This window comes from Microbulbifer jejuensis (assembly GCF_047289955.1).
Taxonomy (GTDB): Bacteria; Pseudomonadota; Gammaproteobacteria; order Pseudomonadales; family Cellvibrionaceae; genus Microbulbifer.
Map to the genome: position 1 here is coordinate 83,754 of NZ_JBLBUB010000019.1, position 14,359 is coordinate 98,112.

Sequence of the window (14,359 nt, forward strand, 5' to 3'; positions counted from 1 at the left end):
GGTAATTCACCATGAAAGTAATCAAAAAGACCATTTTGGCTTTCTCTATAGCCCTGCTTTGCGCAGGTTGCAGTGATGACGATGCCAGCAGCCAGGGCCCTGCAACACTGCCTGAAGCAAAGGTACCGGCACTGGGCCTGCCACAGGTCCAGCGCGACAGCGACTGGTTTAAGGAGGGCCGGCAGGCTGTGGAAGCAGCCCGGGCACAGGCCATCAACAATACCCCCGGTGCTGCGAAAAATATCATTTTGTTTGTTGGCGACGGTATGGGTATTTCCACCGTCACCGCTGCGCGCATTCTCGCCGGGCAACAGCGGGGCCTCAGTGGCGAGGAGTACCAGCTCAGCTTCGAGAGAATGCCCTTCTCGGGCCTGGTGAAAACGTACAATACCAACCAGCAGACTCCCGATTCCGCCGGCACCATGACGGCACTGGTTACCGGTGTGAAGACCAAGGCCGGCGTGTTGAGTGTGGCTGAGGATGTGGCGCGCGGGGATTGTAGCGCGAGCCTGGGCCGCCCGCTGACCACCGCAATCGAACTGGCCGAGGCGCTGAATAAGAGCACCGGTATTATCAGCACCGCGCGTATTACCCATGCCACACCGGCGGCCACTTACGCCAAGGTACCTGAGCGGGGTTGGGAAGCCTTTGCTCCGGATGGTTGTCGCGACATTGCAGCGCAATTTGTTGCACTGGAGGCCGGCGATGGTATTGATGTGGCCATGGGGGGCGGGCGCCGCAATTTTCTGCCCGCTGAAGAGACCGATCTGGAGGGCGAAAAAGGCCGTCGTGCAGACGGTCGCAACCTGATCCGGGAATGGCAGGCGCGCTATGGCGACGGCGTAACCAATGCAATCTATGTGGAAGACAGTGCGGGCTTCGAGGCCGTGGATATTGCCTCCACAGACAAGCTGCTCGGTCTGTTTCACCCTTCGCACATGCGTTATGAGGCCGATCGCGGTAATGACGTTGCCGGTGAACCCTCCCTTGCCGAGATGACAGCAACAGGCCTGGAGTTGTTACAGAAAAATACCAATGGCTATTTTCTGATGGTGGAGTCCGGCCGCATTGACCACGGCCATCATGCCGGCAATGCCTATACCGCCCTCACTGAAGCGGTGGCGTTTGCCGAAGCGATCCAGTACGCAATGGATAACACCAGTGCAGAGGACACCCTGATCATTGTGACCGCAGATCACAGTCACGTGATGACCATTGCGGGTTACCCGACCCGCGGCAATCCGATTCTCGGAAAAGTTGTGGGTAACGACAGGAGTGGTGAAGCGGAAACCGCCTACGCCCTGGCAGCGGATGGCCTTCCCTACACCACGCTGACGTATGCCAATGGCCCGGGCCACAGTTTCGATGATCACGGGGGGCGCAAGGATCTCACCAGTACTGACACCACCGCCATGGATTACCGCCAGGATGCCTTAGTGCCCACGGGTAGTGAATCCCATGCGGGGGAGGATGTGGGAGTCTGGGCGCGCGGCCCCGGTGCGCATCTGGTGAGTGGAACCAATGAGCAGAATTACCTGTTCCACGTTATGGCTCGCGCTGGAGGCTTGCTGACCTATTAACCTGTCCATCAAACAGGTCTTCTGGGACCTGTTTGATCGTCGTCCTCGAAATACTCTGTCGCCTGTAACCGCGCAGTTTCAAGGGCCTGTGCTGGCCGGACCTCAGTGGCAACTATGGTCGCCCCACTCACTGAATGTTGTGGGCGAATTGGGAGGGCGCCGGGAAGCACCCGGCGCTGGTATTGGCCGGGTTAGCGGTTCAGCAGCCCCTTCACTGCCTGCGGCAGGTCTGCCGGCAAAATCACATTCTTGGCGTTGTCGGACTGGGAGAGTTCGGACAGCGCACTGATATAGCGCTCACCGAGAAGATACATCACTGGCATCTCCTGGTTCCCGATGGCCTGGGTCACCCGCTCGATGGCCTCGCGGCTGGCGTCAGCCAGCACAACCTGAGCCTCGGCATCGCGTCTGGAAGCTTCCAGGCGGCCGTCCGCCTCGAGAATCGCCGCCTGCTTTTCCCCCTCGGCCCGGGTCACGGTCGCACGGCGCTGGCGTTCCGCCGCAGCCTGCTCCTCCATGGCTTTCTGCATGGTTGGCGAGGGGTTGATGTCCTGGATCTCCACGGTTTTCAGGTTGATGCCCCAATCGGCGATATCGTCGGAAATCCCTTCCTTGAGTTTCGCTTTAATCAGTTCACGTGACGAAAGTGCCGCATCCAGGGACATTTCACCAACAATAGAGCGCAGTGCAGTCTGCACCAGATTCTGAATCGCAATGGTGTAGTCCTCCACACCGTAAACCGCCTTTTCCGGCGCGATGATGTTGATATAGGCAACCGCGTTGGCAATGATGGTGGCGTTGTCCTGGGTAATGACTTCCTGTGACGGAATATCGAGCACTATGTCCTTGGTAGTGACCTTGAAGGGAATCTGGTCAATGTAGGGGATCACCACGTTCATGCCCGGCTTCAGTGTTTTGTGGTATTTGCCCAGCCTCTGCACGATGTGTTTGAACCCTTGCGGCACAATACGCACCCCTTTGGCGATGGTAATGACCACCAGTACCACCAGCGCCACAACAACATATAAACCTTCCACCAGTTTCTCCTCCCCGGATGTGTCAGTAATTTTGTAATTAGAGTGCTGTAACAATCAGCGTGTTGCCGGAAATGTCTGTGACCTTGACCCGCTCGCCCACCGCCATGTCTGCAGTGCAGAGAAACAGCCACTCTTCCTCGCCGAGAATGGGCGCCGGGAATTTCAGTTTGCCGCGATTTCTGCCCGCATTGGATTCAACCACCATACCCACTTGCCCGTTCAGTGCTTCAGCCGCCATACCGGCAGAGGTACGATCACGCCATTTGGGTTTGATAAACGTCAACCACACCAACAGTGCGGTTATGGAGGCGCCGATCCACAGCAGTAGTTGCAGGGCGATGGACAGATCGACGATCAGGAGCAAGGTGCCCACCAGGAGCGCCGCCAGCCCAAACCAGAACAAAACGAATCCGGAAACGAAGATTTCCGCCGTCACCAGCAGCAGGCCCAGCACCAGCCAGTGCCAGTATGCGATATGGGTATTCAACCAGTCCAGCATGGCCAGTTTCACCTTGTTATGTATTTCTGTCGAATGTTATGCCAAAAACCCTCAATGGTCGATCAATTAACTTGCGATTAACCCGGCGGGTTGTTTGCACAAAATACTGCACCCACACGGTCGATTGGATAGCTGGGCAAATCATTCCGGAGAGACACCGCATTGCGAACCCTATTTGTGCCCTTCGAGCAGCGCGAATTTTCCTGTCGGAAACAGCTCCGCACCCAAGCGCTTGATTTGGTGGAACAGTGTGGCCTGTCGCTGCCCGGCGGCGTCCAGCAGCGGGGTCAACTCGTCCGACATGGCCTCCCCTTCAGCCCTCAGCAGGGTGCACAGCAGGTGCAGGTCGCGCCAGTCGCCCAGGGCCTGGGCAAGGGCTTCGAGCGGAGCGCAGCGCTCAGCCAGTGGTGGATAGCGCTCTTGCAGCAGACGGCAGTGGTACCAATGGTCTTTTGTGCGCTTGCGGTATGTGTGCAGGGCCTCGGCGGATTTGCGTGAAATCGCCGCCGTTTTTAGTGTGCAGGCGTGCCGATAGGTACTGAGAAGCCCGTGTTTACTCTGCTTCCAGCGCAGTCGTGCCAGTGGCCAGGCCGGTATCCGGCCTGCTCCCTGCAGTAGTAGCGCACCGACCGGCCCCAGTGCTGCCCGGTCGCCGAGCCGGTCGCTATGCCCGATAATAAAAGCATGGGCCCGGGGGAAATCGGTGGGCGCGGCAATAGCGGCAAAGGCATCGTGGATTGATACCAAATCGCGATTGGTGGACAGCCGGTTGGCGAGCGTGCGGTAGTGGGCATTCTCAAGCCGGTACAGCGCCTTGTGGTCTGCACGTATCAGACGCAGCAGAGCGCGCATCTTCTTGCAGTGCTTACGCACCTCGTGCACCGCTTCCTGCTCGGACAGTGCGTCCAGGGCCGTGATGGCGGCGGCAACCTCCGCCTGTGCCGTAGCGATGATGGCCTCCGCGAGTGTTTGCTGGCTGTTGAGTCGATAGACCATAATTTTCGCTGTTGACCAATGCGCGCCAATCGGTGTGCAGGGCCAGTTTGATGGTCTTGCAGAATGACCGCTGCAACTGCGCCGGCGGCTTGCCTTTCGGGCGCCGGCACCGGGCCGGGAGCCCGACATCCCGATACAGTGCTGTTCGTTCGGCAGCGCGAATGGACGGGCTAACAGTTTAGCCGGCGACAGTGCCCGGCGGACCCGGCCAATGTACAATAGCGCCTCTAATGTTGACTCGGTAGGCAGGCAGGACATGAAGGATCGCAAGACCACCCACTTCGGCTACCAAGAGGTCCCGGTGGAGGATAAGGCCGGTCGTGTGGCGGAGGTGTTCCACTCGGTGGCATCGCGCTACGATGTGATGAACGATTTGATGTCCGGGGGCATTCACCGCCTCTGGAAGCGCTTTACCATCGAGTTGTCTGGTGCGCGGCCGGGACAGAAAATCCTGGATATCGCCGGCGGCACCGGCGATCTCAGCGCGCGCTTCTCGCGCATTGTGGGTGCCGGTGGTCAGGTGGTACTGGCGGATATCAACGCATCAATGCTGGAGATCGGCCGCGATCGCCTGCTCGACCGCGGCATCGCCGGCAATGTGGCTCCGGTGCAAGCGGACGCCCAGTACCTGCCCTTTCCCGACAATACCTTCGATTGCATCACCATCGCTTTCGGCCTGCGTAATGTTACCGACAAAGATCTGGCCCTGCGCGACATGTTGCGGGTGCTGAAGGCTGGCGGTCGCTTGCTGGTGCTGGAGTTTTCCAAGCCGCAGTCCCGGCTGCTGGAAAAGATCTACGATCAGTATTCCTTCCGCCTGCTGCCACTGATGGGCAAGCTGGTGGCCAACGATGCGGACAGTTACCGTTATCTGGCGGAAAGTATTCGCAGGCACCCGGACCAGGAAACCCTCAAGCAGATGATGGTGGAGGCGGGTTTTGCCGATTGTGAATTTCATAATATGACCGGAGGTATCGTGGCACTGCACCGGGGGATCAAGCCCTGAATTGTGCCGGAAGGATACCCGTGTTTTCCCACGTCCAGGCACGAGGCCGAACCGCCATGAGCGACCCAACTTTTCGCGCGGGTTTTGACGTTGCGCTGGAAGCCGCCATCAATACCGCCCTGCAATATGATCCGGCCACCCGCGCACGCCTGCAGGCGCTGGATGGCAGAACTCTGGCGCTTGATCTGACGGCGCCACAAATACAATGTTATCTGTGCATTGCAGGCGACCAGGTGTATGTGCGCCAGCAAGAGGACGGGGGGGTGACCACCCGGATAGGCGGCTCAGCGATTTCTCTTGTGCGTCTGCTGAAAGACCCGGATGCCACTCCTGCGGCGCTGGGCGTATCCATCAGTGGTTCGAGCACCCTGTTGGCGGAGTTGCAGGGGATCATGCGCGACCTGGATATCGACTGGGAGGCCCCGCTGGCGCAGGTGCTTGGCGATATTCCCGCACACACGATCGGCACTGTGTTGCGCGGTGCCAGCAGCTGGCTGAGCGTCAATCTCAACCGCGCACCGGCTGCGGCGGCGGAGACCATCAGCGAAGAGTGGCAACTGACGCCACCGCAGGCAGCGTTTGAGGCCTTCGTCGAAGACCTCGCCGAACTGTCACTGGCCACAGAGCGTCTCGAAGCGCGGGTGTGCCTGCTGCAGGTGCAATTTGCCCGCAGGGAGGCAGAGTAGTTTTGCCCCTTTTTCGCAGTTTCACTATTGCGCGGGTTTTTCTGCGTTATCGCCTCGACCGACTGCTGCCGGGCGAGCACCGCCCACTGTGGCTGCGCGGGTTGGTAGCGCCACTCAGACTGTTGCCGCAGCCAAAAGCGGCGCGCGGCGAGAGCCTGCGTTGTGCCCTCGAAGACCTGGGCCCCATTTTTGTCAAGTTTGGCCAGTTGCTCTCTACTCGCCCCGACCTGCTGCCGGCGGATATCGTAGTACAGCTCGACGATCTGCAGGACAAGGTGCCGCCCTTTCCCAGCGATCAGTGCACAGCGCTGATCGAGGAAGCCCTGGGGGCGAGCGTCGATACGGTTTTCGCCAGTTTCGAGCGCGCGCCGCTTGCTGCGGCCTCGGTGGCACAGGTACATGCCGCCGTGCTCACCTCCGGCGAATCGGTGGTGGTGAAAGTATTGAGGCCCGGCATTAATGAAGTGATTCAGGAGGACCTGCGCCTGCTGGGGGTGATCGCCCGCGCTATTGAGCGTTTTGTGCCGGATGGACACCGTTTGCGCCCAGTGGAGGTGGTAGAGGATTATCGCCACACCATTGAGGGTGAGCTGGATCTGGTGCGCGAGGCGGCCAATGGCTCCCAACTGCGACGCAATTTCAGCGCGTCTCCACTGCTGTATGTGCCCGAGGTGTACTGGGAATACACTCGCACCAACGTCTTGGTGTTGGAGCATATTGAGGGTATCCCTGTCACCGATCTGGCGCAGTTGCGTGCCCAGGATACCAATATGCAACTGCTCGCCGAGCGGGGCGTGGAAATTTTTTTCAAGCAGGTGTTTGAATATAATTTCTTCCACGCGGATATGCACCCGGGCAATATCTTTGTGTCCCGCGAGTACCCGCAGCGTCCGCAATATATTGCCATCGATACCGCTATCGTCGGCAGCCTATCGCGGGAGGATCAGTATTATCTGGCGCGCAACCTGCTCGCCATGTTCCGCCGCGATTACCGCATGGTGGCGGAGCTGCATGTGCAGAGCGGGTGGGTTCGGGCCGACACACCGGTGAACACCTTCGAAGCGTCAATCCGTGCCGTGTGCGAGCCCATCTTCGAAAAACCCCTGGGGGAGATCTCCTTTGCGCGGGTGCTCATCAGCCTGTTTCAGACGGCGCGCCGTTTCGATATGGCGGTGCAACCGCAACTGGTATTGTTGCAGAAGACCCTGCTGAATATCGAAGGTTTGGGCCGGCAGCTTTATCCACAGCTGGATCTGTGGAAGACTGCCCATCCATTTTTGGAGCGCTGGATGCGCGAGCGCATTCACCCGAAAACGCTCCTGGGTGAAATAAAGCGCTACGGTCCCGAGTGGCTGGAGAAATTCCCGCAGATGCCGCAGCTGGTGTACTCCGCCCTGGAGCAGTCGCGGGAACTGGCGCCCCAGTTGGAAACGATTGGCGAGAAGCTGGCGGGCGGTCAGCGCCGGGGGCGCTGGCGCTACCTGCGCCGCGTGGGCGGCGTGCTCCTCGCCGCCGGTGCCGTGGCCCTGAGCAAACCGCAGTGGCTGGAGCAGCTGCCGCCCTCGGGCTGGGCCCTGGGTTTCGCTGCCCTGGTGCTGTTACTCTGGCCCTAGCTCTGGCCAGGCCGGCGGAGCGGCCTACACTTGCAACTCCGAAGGAGGAGACATTGACTCAGGCAAAAGCGACGAGCGGTTTTCTCGACCAGGTCTGCTGGAACAGCGACGGCCTGGTGCCCGCCATTGCCCAGGACTTTAACACTGGGCAGGTGTTGATGCTGGCGTGGATGAATCGCGAATCCCTGGCGCTCACCGCCAGCGAGGGTTATGCGGTTTACTGGTCGCGTTCGCGCAAAAGCCTGTGGCGCAAGGGCGAGTCCTCCGGTTTCCAGCAGAGGGTGCACGAGATGCGCCTTGACTGTGACGGTGACACGGTACTGCTGCTGGTGGAACAGCAAGGCGGCATTGCCTGTCACACCGGGCGCAGCAGCTGCTTTTACCAGCGTTTTAGCGATGGGGAGTGGCAGTTAAACCTGCCGGTGATCCAGGACCCCGCAGCCATCTACAAGTGAGCCCCGCCATGAGAGACCTGCTCAAACAACTGGACGCTGTATTGGAAGATCGCAAGCGCGCAGGAGGCGCGCAACAGTCCTATGTGGCCAGCCTGCACGAAAAGGGACTGAACAAGATTCTGGAAAAGGTCGGAGAGGAAGCCACAGAGGCCATTCTCGCAGCCAAGGATGCGCAGACCAGCGGTGACAATCGGGATATGATTGCCGAAACAGCGGATCTCTGGTTTCACACCCTGGTGATGCTGTCCCATCTGGGCGCGAATTCGCAGGATGTGCTGTGTGAACTGGGCCGTCGTTTCGATCTTTCCGGCCTGGAGGAAAAAGCAGCGCGATCTAACGAGGGCTGAATACGGATTGGGCGCCCCCTGTGATACTGGGTTATAAAGGGCTTCTGAAAAATTACGGCTTAACCCCTGGCGGTCGAAGCGCGCAGAGCGCGGCTTGACTGTTAAAGCAAATGATATGGAGACAATTATGGGATTCGGTGGAATTAGCATCTGGCAGTTGTTGATTATTCTGGTGATTGTCTTGCTGCTGTTCGGAACCAAGCGCCTGAAAAATCTCGGTGGAGATCTGGGTGGCGCCATTAAGGGTTTCCGCAAGGCGATCAAGGACGATGACAAAAGCAAGGGCGATGATAAAAATAAGGATGCCGATAAGGACAAAGATCCCGAGCGCTTGCAGCAGGATGCGGAGGCAAAGCCCGGCCAGGGCAGTGTGACCAAGGAAAAAGACCAGCAGTCCCAGGACAAGTAAACCGCAACCATTACGGGAGTGGTACTCCGTGTTTGATATCGGCTTTTTTGAACTACTGGTGGTCGCCGTGGTGGCCCTGCTTGTGGTGGGCCCCGAGCGCCTGCCCGACGCCATCCGTACCACTGCGCGCTGGTGGTCCGCGCTGAAGCGCACCCTGCACAGCGCTCGCGATGAGCTGGAAAAAGAAGTGGGTGCCGATGATATCCGCCGTGAACTGCACAATGAGCGTATCCTGCGCGAAATCGAAGAGAGCCGCCGGGAAATGGAGCAGACCTTCGCAGAAACCAATCAGGAAATCACCGGCCCCCTAGAGCAGCAGGCCCGCGAAACCGCCTCCGGGACGCCACTCCCTAAAGGAGAGCCGACGCAGACGGAAGCTGCCGAAGGCACCGTTCCAGCCGAGCCCACTCCCACCCATCCGCGAGCGGAAAAAGAGGACTATCTACCCGAGCAGGATGAAACGGCAGAGGAGCTTCAGGATCCGGAATACCCGGAACACTGGCACGATTTCGGCGATCCGGACATGAATCCGGACCACCCAGAGAATATCGCCCAGGACACAGAAAAAGAATCGCAACAGGAAAAAGACAGCCAGCCATGAGCGATCAGTCACAGGACAGTCATCAGCCGTTTATCGACCACCTGATCGAACTGCGTGATCGCCTGCTGCGTATTCTGTTGGTGGTGGTGATTTTATTCGCCGGCATGGTGCCTTTTGCCGCGGAAATTTACGATTATATCGCCAATCCCTTGCAGGGCAGGTTGCTTGGCGATGCGGGGATGATTGCCACGGAGGTGACCTCCACCTTTTTGACCCCGTTTAAAACCACATTTATCCTGTCTTTTTTTATTGCCATCCCGTTTGTACTGTATCAGGCTTGGGCCTTTATCGCCCCCGGGCTGTACAAGAATGAAAGACGGATAGCCATCCCGATCCTGATGACCAGCGTAGTGCTTTTTTACGCGGGCATCGCCTTCGCCTATTTTGTTGTATTCCCCATTTTATTTGATTTCTTTGTGGGTTCTGCCCCTGCGGGTATTAAGGTCATGCCGGATATGCGCAGTTATCTCGACCTGGTACTCAAGTTGTTTTTCGCTTTTGGCTTCGCCTTTGAAATTCCCATTGCGACGGTGCTGCTGATCTGGAGCGGCGTGGTGGACGCCAGGGTTCTGGCGCAAAAACGCCCCTATGTAATTGTGGGGTGTTTTCTGTTCGGTATGCTGCTGACACCGCCGGACGTGATTTCCCAATCGCTGTTGGCTCTGCCTATGTGGCTGTTGTTTGAGGTAGGCATTCTTTTTGGGCGCTGGGTAAAATCGAGCCCCGGTAAAACCCCGGCGGAAGGGGGATAATACGGGCTGCGGGGCGAGATGCACAGGGAGCTATCTCACCAGGTGGCAACGATTTCTTATCGCTTATCGGGTAAGGCATTGCCCACCCGTAAAAGAACCCGAAACTAACGTCAACCGTCCAACATTCATTCCGGGTTTAGTAAACCGCTACAAATAACCCTTACCTAGTGACTTTGCGCCGATTTCTCAGTTCTCACAGGGAAAGCCAGTATATTTATAAGAGCTGGCTGATTCGGGCCCGATACCAGATCTTCCAAAGTATATTGTTCTAGGCAGGTAAAAAAACTTTCCATAGCCTCGGCGAACATTTTCTTCAGCCAGCACGCGGGAGTGATGACGCACTGATTATTTGGCCCAAAGCACTCTACTAATACAGAGTCTTGCTCGAATAGTCGTACTAGCTGTCCAACATTGATATTTTCGGGAGCTCGACTTAATCGAATGCCCCCATACTTACCCCGCGTAGCGATCAAATAGCCTTTGAGACCTAATTCTTGTACCACCTTCATCAGATGGTTTTTAGATATTTCGTAGCGCTCAGCAATCTCTCTAATAGTTACTTGTTCTTGGTCCTGTAAAGCAAGGTACATCAACACCCGCAAAGAATAGTCCGTAAATTGTGTGATCCTCATTGGCAAAGTCCTTCATTGTGAAGCCAGGGATTTCAATCCTTGAAAATTTAAAGATGCATATAGTTTACATCATTGATTTTTGCGTGTAAATTGCCCACTTAAAGATGTATATGACATGCATGTTAGGTGGGAAAAGAGAGAATGTTTGGTCTCAAATGGTCGACCAACCAGATCCATAGGCGCCAATCAGGCGCAGATGTGTCATTCAAGACTGGTACTACTGTGGTAGGAGATATTTCGAATAAAGGCGCCCTGAAACCAGAGAACGCTTTCCAATACTTGGAGTCGTTGATTTATTTGAAAAATCAAGAAGTGAACACGGATTCATTAGCTTACAAAAATTCGACGAATCAGTCAAAAACCGACAACCATTATTGGCAATTAGTCATTAGCCAGATGGAGGGTATCGGCCTCCCAACAGCTCACTATCTTACACGGTCAAAACATATTTTTGACCAATTGGTCAATAGATCGATTTACTTAAGCAACACAAGGAAAAGGAGAGTTTATGTTTTTTCTGTGCTGGTTAACCACCCCAAGGCAAATTAGCCTATTGAAATTAGTGCAGTGGAGCACGAGCGCCGCATGTCAAATTTAAAAACTACTAATGCACAATCAAGTAATGTGGAGTCATCCCAAAAAATTAGTGATACCCGATGTATACGATATTTGGGGCTGCAGGCATTTTTAGGGGAGTTTGGCCTGAATATTAATATCAAAAACACCATTTTGTTTGAACACGCTAATTGATATTGGCAAGGATAATTCTGATGAGAGCATACAGATCTCTTTGGTGGACGCTGATTGGCGTCTTAGCTGTGACATTTTCAATACTTGGATATTTTGGCAGCGAGATATATCGGAAAGCGCCTCCGATACCCAACGCCTTTGTATCGGGGAATGGAGAAATATTGACCACTAAAAATAAAATTTTAGATGGTCAAACCTCATGGCAGTCAGTTGGAGGGATGCAATTGGGGTCTATTTGGGGGCATGGTGCCTACCAAGCTCCGGACTGGACCGCTGACTGGTTACATCGAGAGTTAGTTAATTGGTTAGCATTAGCAGCACAAGAAGAATTTGGTCTACGATACGAATCGTTAACGGAAAAAGAAAAATATGCATTGCGGTATGATCTTAAATTAGAGTATAGAACCAATACCTATAACCAAGACTCTGGAATTGTCACTCTATCTAAGCGAAGAGTAGCGGCTATAGAACAAACCGCTACATATTATGATGCACTTTTTGGAGGTGATCCCGCTTTACAACAAACCCGTGCACATTACGCCATGAAAGAGGTTACGTTACCTAACATTGATCGTCGAGCACGACTGACTGAGTTCTTTTTCTGGACATCTTGGGCAGCTTCGACCGAACGATCTATAGGCGGTGCAACCTATACTAACAACTGGCCTCACGAACCGTTAATTGATAATAAACCAACCGCCGAAAATATTATTTGGTCAATTATTAGCGTGGTCTTGTTGATTGCCGGTATAGGCGCACTGGTTTGGGCATGGGCGTTCCTACGTAATGAAGATAACCATCCGACTGCTCCCAAACAAGATCCAATTAGCACCTTTAATTTAACACCTTCACAAAAATCTCTTGGAAAGTATTTATTAATTATAGTGGGACTTTTTACTCTCCAAGTTTTCTTGGGTGGTTTTACTGCCCACTATACAGTCGAAGGACAAGGATTTTATGGTGTACAAACATCGGAATGGTTTCCATATAGTTTGGTGCGTACTTGGCATATTCAGGCTGCTCTGTTTTGGATTGCCACGGGATTTTTGGCTGCTGGACTCTTTCTTGCTCCAATTATAAATGGTGGTAAAGACCCAAAACTCCAAAAGCTTGGTGTTGATATATTATTTTGGGCCTTAATTGTTGTTGTTATTGGATCATTTGTTGGAAATTATTTAGCCATTGCGCAAGTACTGCCACCAGAACTCAGTTTTTGGTTGGGTCATCAAGGGTATGAATTTGTAGATCTTGGCAGGCTATGGCAGATCGGTAAATTTATCGGTGTTGTGCTATGGCTGATATTAATGCTGCGCGGTATCGTGCCAGCGTTAAAACAAAAGGGGGATAAAAATCTACTAGCTCTATTTACTGCTTCTGTTGTTGCTATAGGATTATTTTATGGCGCTGGTTTCTTTTATGGAGAGCGCACACATATATCTGTTATGGAGTTTTGGCGTTGGTGGATAGTGCATTTATGGGTAGAGGGTTTCTTTGAAGTCTTTGCCACGACTGCGCTTGCATTTATTTTCTTTAACATGGGGCTTGTATCTAAACGCATGGCTACCGTGACTTCTCTAGCTTCAGCCTCATTGTTCTTGCTAGGAGGTGTGCCGGGTACTTTTCACCACTTATATTTCTCAGGCACAACGACACCGGTTATGGCTGTGGGTGCCACATTTAGTGCGCTCGAAGTAGTACCACTTATCCTGTTGGGCTATGAAGCCTGGGATCACTACAGCTTAAAAAATCGTGCAACTTGGATGGTAAAAGTTAAATGGCCTTTGATGTTCTTTGTGGCTGTTGCTTTCTGGAACATGTTAGGAGCTGGTGTACTTGGTTTTACTATTAATCCACCCATAGCTTTATATTATCTTCAAGGATTGAATACCACAGCCACCCATGCCCATGGTGCATTGTTTGGAGTATATGGGTTCCTGGCTTTAGGCTTTAGTTTGCTGGTGCTTAGATATATTCGGCCACAATTAATATTTAGCGAAAAATTAATGAAAACGGCGTTCTGGTGGATGAATATAGGTTTGGCCTTAATGATCTTCACTAGCTTATTGCCAGTCGGCATTATTCAGTTTATAGCGAGTGTTTCAGAAGGCCTTTGGTATGCTCGCAGTGAATCTATAATGCAAAGTGAAGTGCTCGTAACTCTAAGATGGATACGAACTATTGGTGACGTAGTGTTTATCATCGGTGCACTGGCCATCACATGGCAAGTAATACGAGGTGTATTGAGTCTGGAGGGCCAATCTGCTATGAACTCACCTTCTGGGAAACTTGAATCTATATCTTAGCAAGCATATAAACTAATGCAGCGTTACTGAGTTCTCCTACAGCAATGTCGCAATACTTTATTGACAAAAAAATCAAGATATGATTTATCTATAAGCGCCCTTACTAGTAAAGCAGGAGGGAAGAATACCCCCTCTCCCAGGACCGTATGAGGCATGGAGGCCGATTACGAGCGTACAGGGATGTATTCACAGCGCGTCCTGGGGGGGGTTCTTTCCTTCTGACCCGATAGTAACCCTTCAAATCGCACTTTTGTTGGTAACTTATTGGGGGGGATTATTCGGTACATTCATTCTGTTTAAACATCCAGACATGATTAGCAGTTACATAGTTGGTAGTCCATCAGTGTGGTTTAATAGAAGTCAAATATTGACTTCGCAGGTTATAAAATCTGAGTTGCCGATTAAAGTCTATTTATCTGTGGGTGGCTTAGAGCAACCAGACTTTGGTGAACGAGAGAATATGGTCTCTGGTGCAAAAACTTGGCAAAGAAAATTACTTCTTTATCCGGTGATAATACTACGCTCAAATTTGATGTCATTAATAGAACTAGTGCAGTGTATTAAATTGACCGCTGATATATAATCTTGAGCGCTCTCCCTACAAACAGGAGTTAGTCAGATGCCCGCTCAGGTCAAAATTACACTGTCAGATAAAGATAGAAAGCAGCTGGAAAAATACGTAAAAAGCCGCAA

Annotated in this window: 15 protein-coding genes; 11 read left to right on the forward strand and 4 right to left on the reverse strand. The window is 53.6% G+C overall.

The window, feature by feature from the left end:
- Positions 1-11: 11 nt before the first annotated feature.
- Complete coding sequence (locus ACL7TT_RS13540; protein ID WP_413396102.1) at positions 12-1,580, forward strand: alkaline phosphatase; 1,569 nt, start codon at positions 12-14, stop codon at positions 1,578-1,580.
- A gap of 191 nt (positions 1,581-1,771) precedes the next feature.
- Here the strand turns inward: ACL7TT_RS13540 and ACL7TT_RS13545 are convergent, their stop codons facing one another.
- From ACL7TT_RS13545 to ACL7TT_RS13555, 3 genes are all read right to left on the reverse strand, one after another.
- Positions 1,772-2,617, reverse strand: a complete 846-nt coding sequence (locus tag ACL7TT_RS13545; RefSeq protein WP_413396104.1) for an SPFH domain-containing protein — start codon at positions 2,615-2,617, stop codon at positions 1,772-1,774.
- Positions 2,618-2,654: 37 nt separating this feature from the next.
- On the reverse strand, positions 2,655-3,116 hold the full coding sequence (locus tag ACL7TT_RS13550; protein WP_413396106.1) for an NfeD family protein: 462 nt from the start codon (positions 3,114-3,116) through the stop codon (positions 2,655-2,657).
- A gap of 171 nt (positions 3,117-3,287) precedes the next feature.
- Positions 3,288-4,112: a CHAD domain-containing protein gene (locus tag ACL7TT_RS13555; RefSeq protein ID WP_413396107.1), complete on the reverse strand. Its 825-nt coding sequence runs from the start codon at positions 4,110-4,112 to the stop codon at positions 3,288-3,290.
- Positions 4,113-4,368: 256 nt separating this feature from the next.
- On the opposite strand from ACL7TT_RS13555, the gene ubiE reads away from it, so the two are divergent.
- The 8 genes from ubiE (at position 4,369) to tatC (ending at position 9,981) form a co-directional block, all read left to right on the forward strand.
- Positions 4,369-5,118 carry a bifunctional demethylmenaquinone methyltransferase/2-methoxy-6-polyprenyl-1,4-benzoquinol methylase UbiE gene (gene ubiE, locus ACL7TT_RS13560; RefSeq protein WP_413396109.1) on the forward strand — a complete coding sequence of 250 codons (750 nt, stop codon included), beginning with the start codon at positions 4,369-4,371 and terminating at the stop codon, positions 5,116-5,118.
- 56 nt (positions 5,119-5,174) lie between these two features.
- Complete coding sequence (locus tag ACL7TT_RS13565; RefSeq protein ID WP_413396111.1) at positions 5,175-5,804, forward strand: ubiquinone biosynthesis accessory factor UbiJ; 630 nt, start codon at positions 5,175-5,177, stop codon at positions 5,802-5,804.
- A gap of 2 nt (positions 5,805-5,806) precedes the next feature.
- The gene (gene ubiB, locus ACL7TT_RS13570; protein ID WP_413396113.1) at positions 5,807-7,417 is read left to right on the forward strand and encodes a ubiquinone biosynthesis regulatory protein kinase UbiB; all 1,611 of its coding nucleotides are present in this window, start codon (positions 5,807-5,809) and stop codon (positions 7,415-7,417) included.
- A 53-nt stretch (positions 7,418-7,470) separates the two neighbouring features.
- Positions 7,471-7,872 (forward strand): phosphoribosyl-AMP cyclohydrolase, encoded by a 402-nt coding sequence (hisI, locus tag ACL7TT_RS13575; protein WP_413396115.1) that lies wholly within the window; start codon positions 7,471-7,473, stop codon positions 7,870-7,872.
- Positions 7,873-7,880: 8 nt separating this feature from the next.
- Positions 7,881-8,219 carry a phosphoribosyl-ATP diphosphatase gene (locus ACL7TT_RS13580; RefSeq protein ID WP_299939682.1) on the forward strand — a complete coding sequence of 113 codons (339 nt, stop codon included), beginning with the start codon at positions 7,881-7,883 and terminating at the stop codon, positions 8,217-8,219.
- Positions 8,220-8,346: 127 nt separating this feature from the next.
- Positions 8,347-8,628 carry a twin-arginine translocase TatA/TatE family subunit gene (gene tatA, locus ACL7TT_RS13585; RefSeq protein WP_299939679.1) on the forward strand — a complete coding sequence of 94 codons (282 nt, stop codon included), beginning with the start codon at positions 8,347-8,349 and terminating at the stop codon, positions 8,626-8,628.
- A 28-nt stretch (positions 8,629-8,656) separates the two neighbouring features.
- Positions 8,657-9,229, forward strand: coding sequence for a Sec-independent protein translocase protein TatB (tatB, locus tag ACL7TT_RS13590; protein WP_413396118.1), 573 nt, complete (start codon positions 8,657-8,659; stop codon positions 9,227-9,229).
- Positions 9,226-9,981, forward strand: a complete 756-nt coding sequence (tatC, locus tag ACL7TT_RS13595; protein ID WP_413396120.1) for a twin-arginine translocase subunit TatC — start codon at positions 9,226-9,228, stop codon at positions 9,979-9,981. The genes tatB and tatC overlap by 4 nt, the downstream gene beginning before the upstream one ends.
- Before the next feature lie 164 nt (positions 9,982-10,145).
- On the opposite strand, the gene ACL7TT_RS13600 is transcribed toward tatC, so the two are convergent.
- Positions 10,146-10,613 (reverse strand): RrF2 family transcriptional regulator, encoded by a 468-nt coding sequence (locus ACL7TT_RS13600; protein WP_413396122.1) that lies wholly within the window; start codon positions 10,611-10,613, stop codon positions 10,146-10,148.
- 141 nt (positions 10,614-10,754) lie between these two features.
- Between ACL7TT_RS13600 and ACL7TT_RS13605 the strand changes: the two genes are divergently transcribed.
- Both ACL7TT_RS13605 and ACL7TT_RS13610 read left to right on the forward strand, forming a co-directional pair.
- Positions 10,755-11,162, forward strand: a complete 408-nt coding sequence (locus ACL7TT_RS13605) for a hypothetical protein (RefSeq protein ID WP_413396124.1) — start codon at positions 10,755-10,757, stop codon at positions 11,160-11,162.
- Between the two features lie 221 nt (positions 11,163-11,383).
- Complete coding sequence (locus ACL7TT_RS13610) at positions 11,384-13,666, forward strand: nitric-oxide reductase large subunit (protein ID WP_413396126.1); 2,283 nt, start codon at positions 11,384-11,386, stop codon at positions 13,664-13,666.
- Positions 13,667-14,359: the final 693 nt, after the last annotated feature.

Coding starts and splice junctions, on each gene's coding strand:
- tatA (WP_299939679.1), top strand. CDS start 8,347: ATGGGATTCGGTGGAATTAGCATCTGGCAGTTGTTGATTATTCTGGTG.
- ACL7TT_RS13540 (WP_413396102.1), top strand. CDS start 12: ATGAAAGTAATCAAAAAGACCATTTTGGCTTTCTCTATAGCCCTGCTT.
- ACL7TT_RS13580 (WP_299939682.1), top strand. CDS start 7,881: ATGAGAGACCTGCTCAAACAACTGGACGCTGTATTGGAAGATCGCAAG.
- ACL7TT_RS13610 (WP_413396126.1), top strand. CDS start 11,384: ATGAGAGCATACAGATCTCTTTGGTGGACGCTGATTGGCGTCTTAGCT.
- ACL7TT_RS13555 (WP_413396107.1), bottom strand. CDS start 4,112: ATGGTCTATCGACTCAACAGCCAGCAAACACTCGCGGAGGCCATCATC.
- ACL7TT_RS13600 (WP_413396122.1), bottom strand. CDS start 10,613: ATGAGGATCACACAATTTACGGACTATTCTTTGCGGGTGTTGATGTAC.
- ACL7TT_RS13550 (WP_413396106.1), bottom strand. CDS start 3,116: ATGCTGGACTGGTTGAATACCCATATCGCATACTGGCACTGGCTGGTG.
- ubiE (WP_413396109.1), top strand. CDS start 4,369: ATGAAGGATCGCAAGACCACCCACTTCGGCTACCAAGAGGTCCCGGTG.
- ACL7TT_RS13605 (WP_413396124.1), top strand. CDS start 10,755: ATGTTTGGTCTCAAATGGTCGACCAACCAGATCCATAGGCGCCAATCA.
- ACL7TT_RS13565 (WP_413396111.1), top strand. CDS start 5,175: ATGAGCGACCCAACTTTTCGCGCGGGTTTTGACGTTGCGCTGGAAGCC.
- tatC (WP_413396120.1), top strand. CDS start 9,226: ATGAGCGATCAGTCACAGGACAGTCATCAGCCGTTTATCGACCACCTG.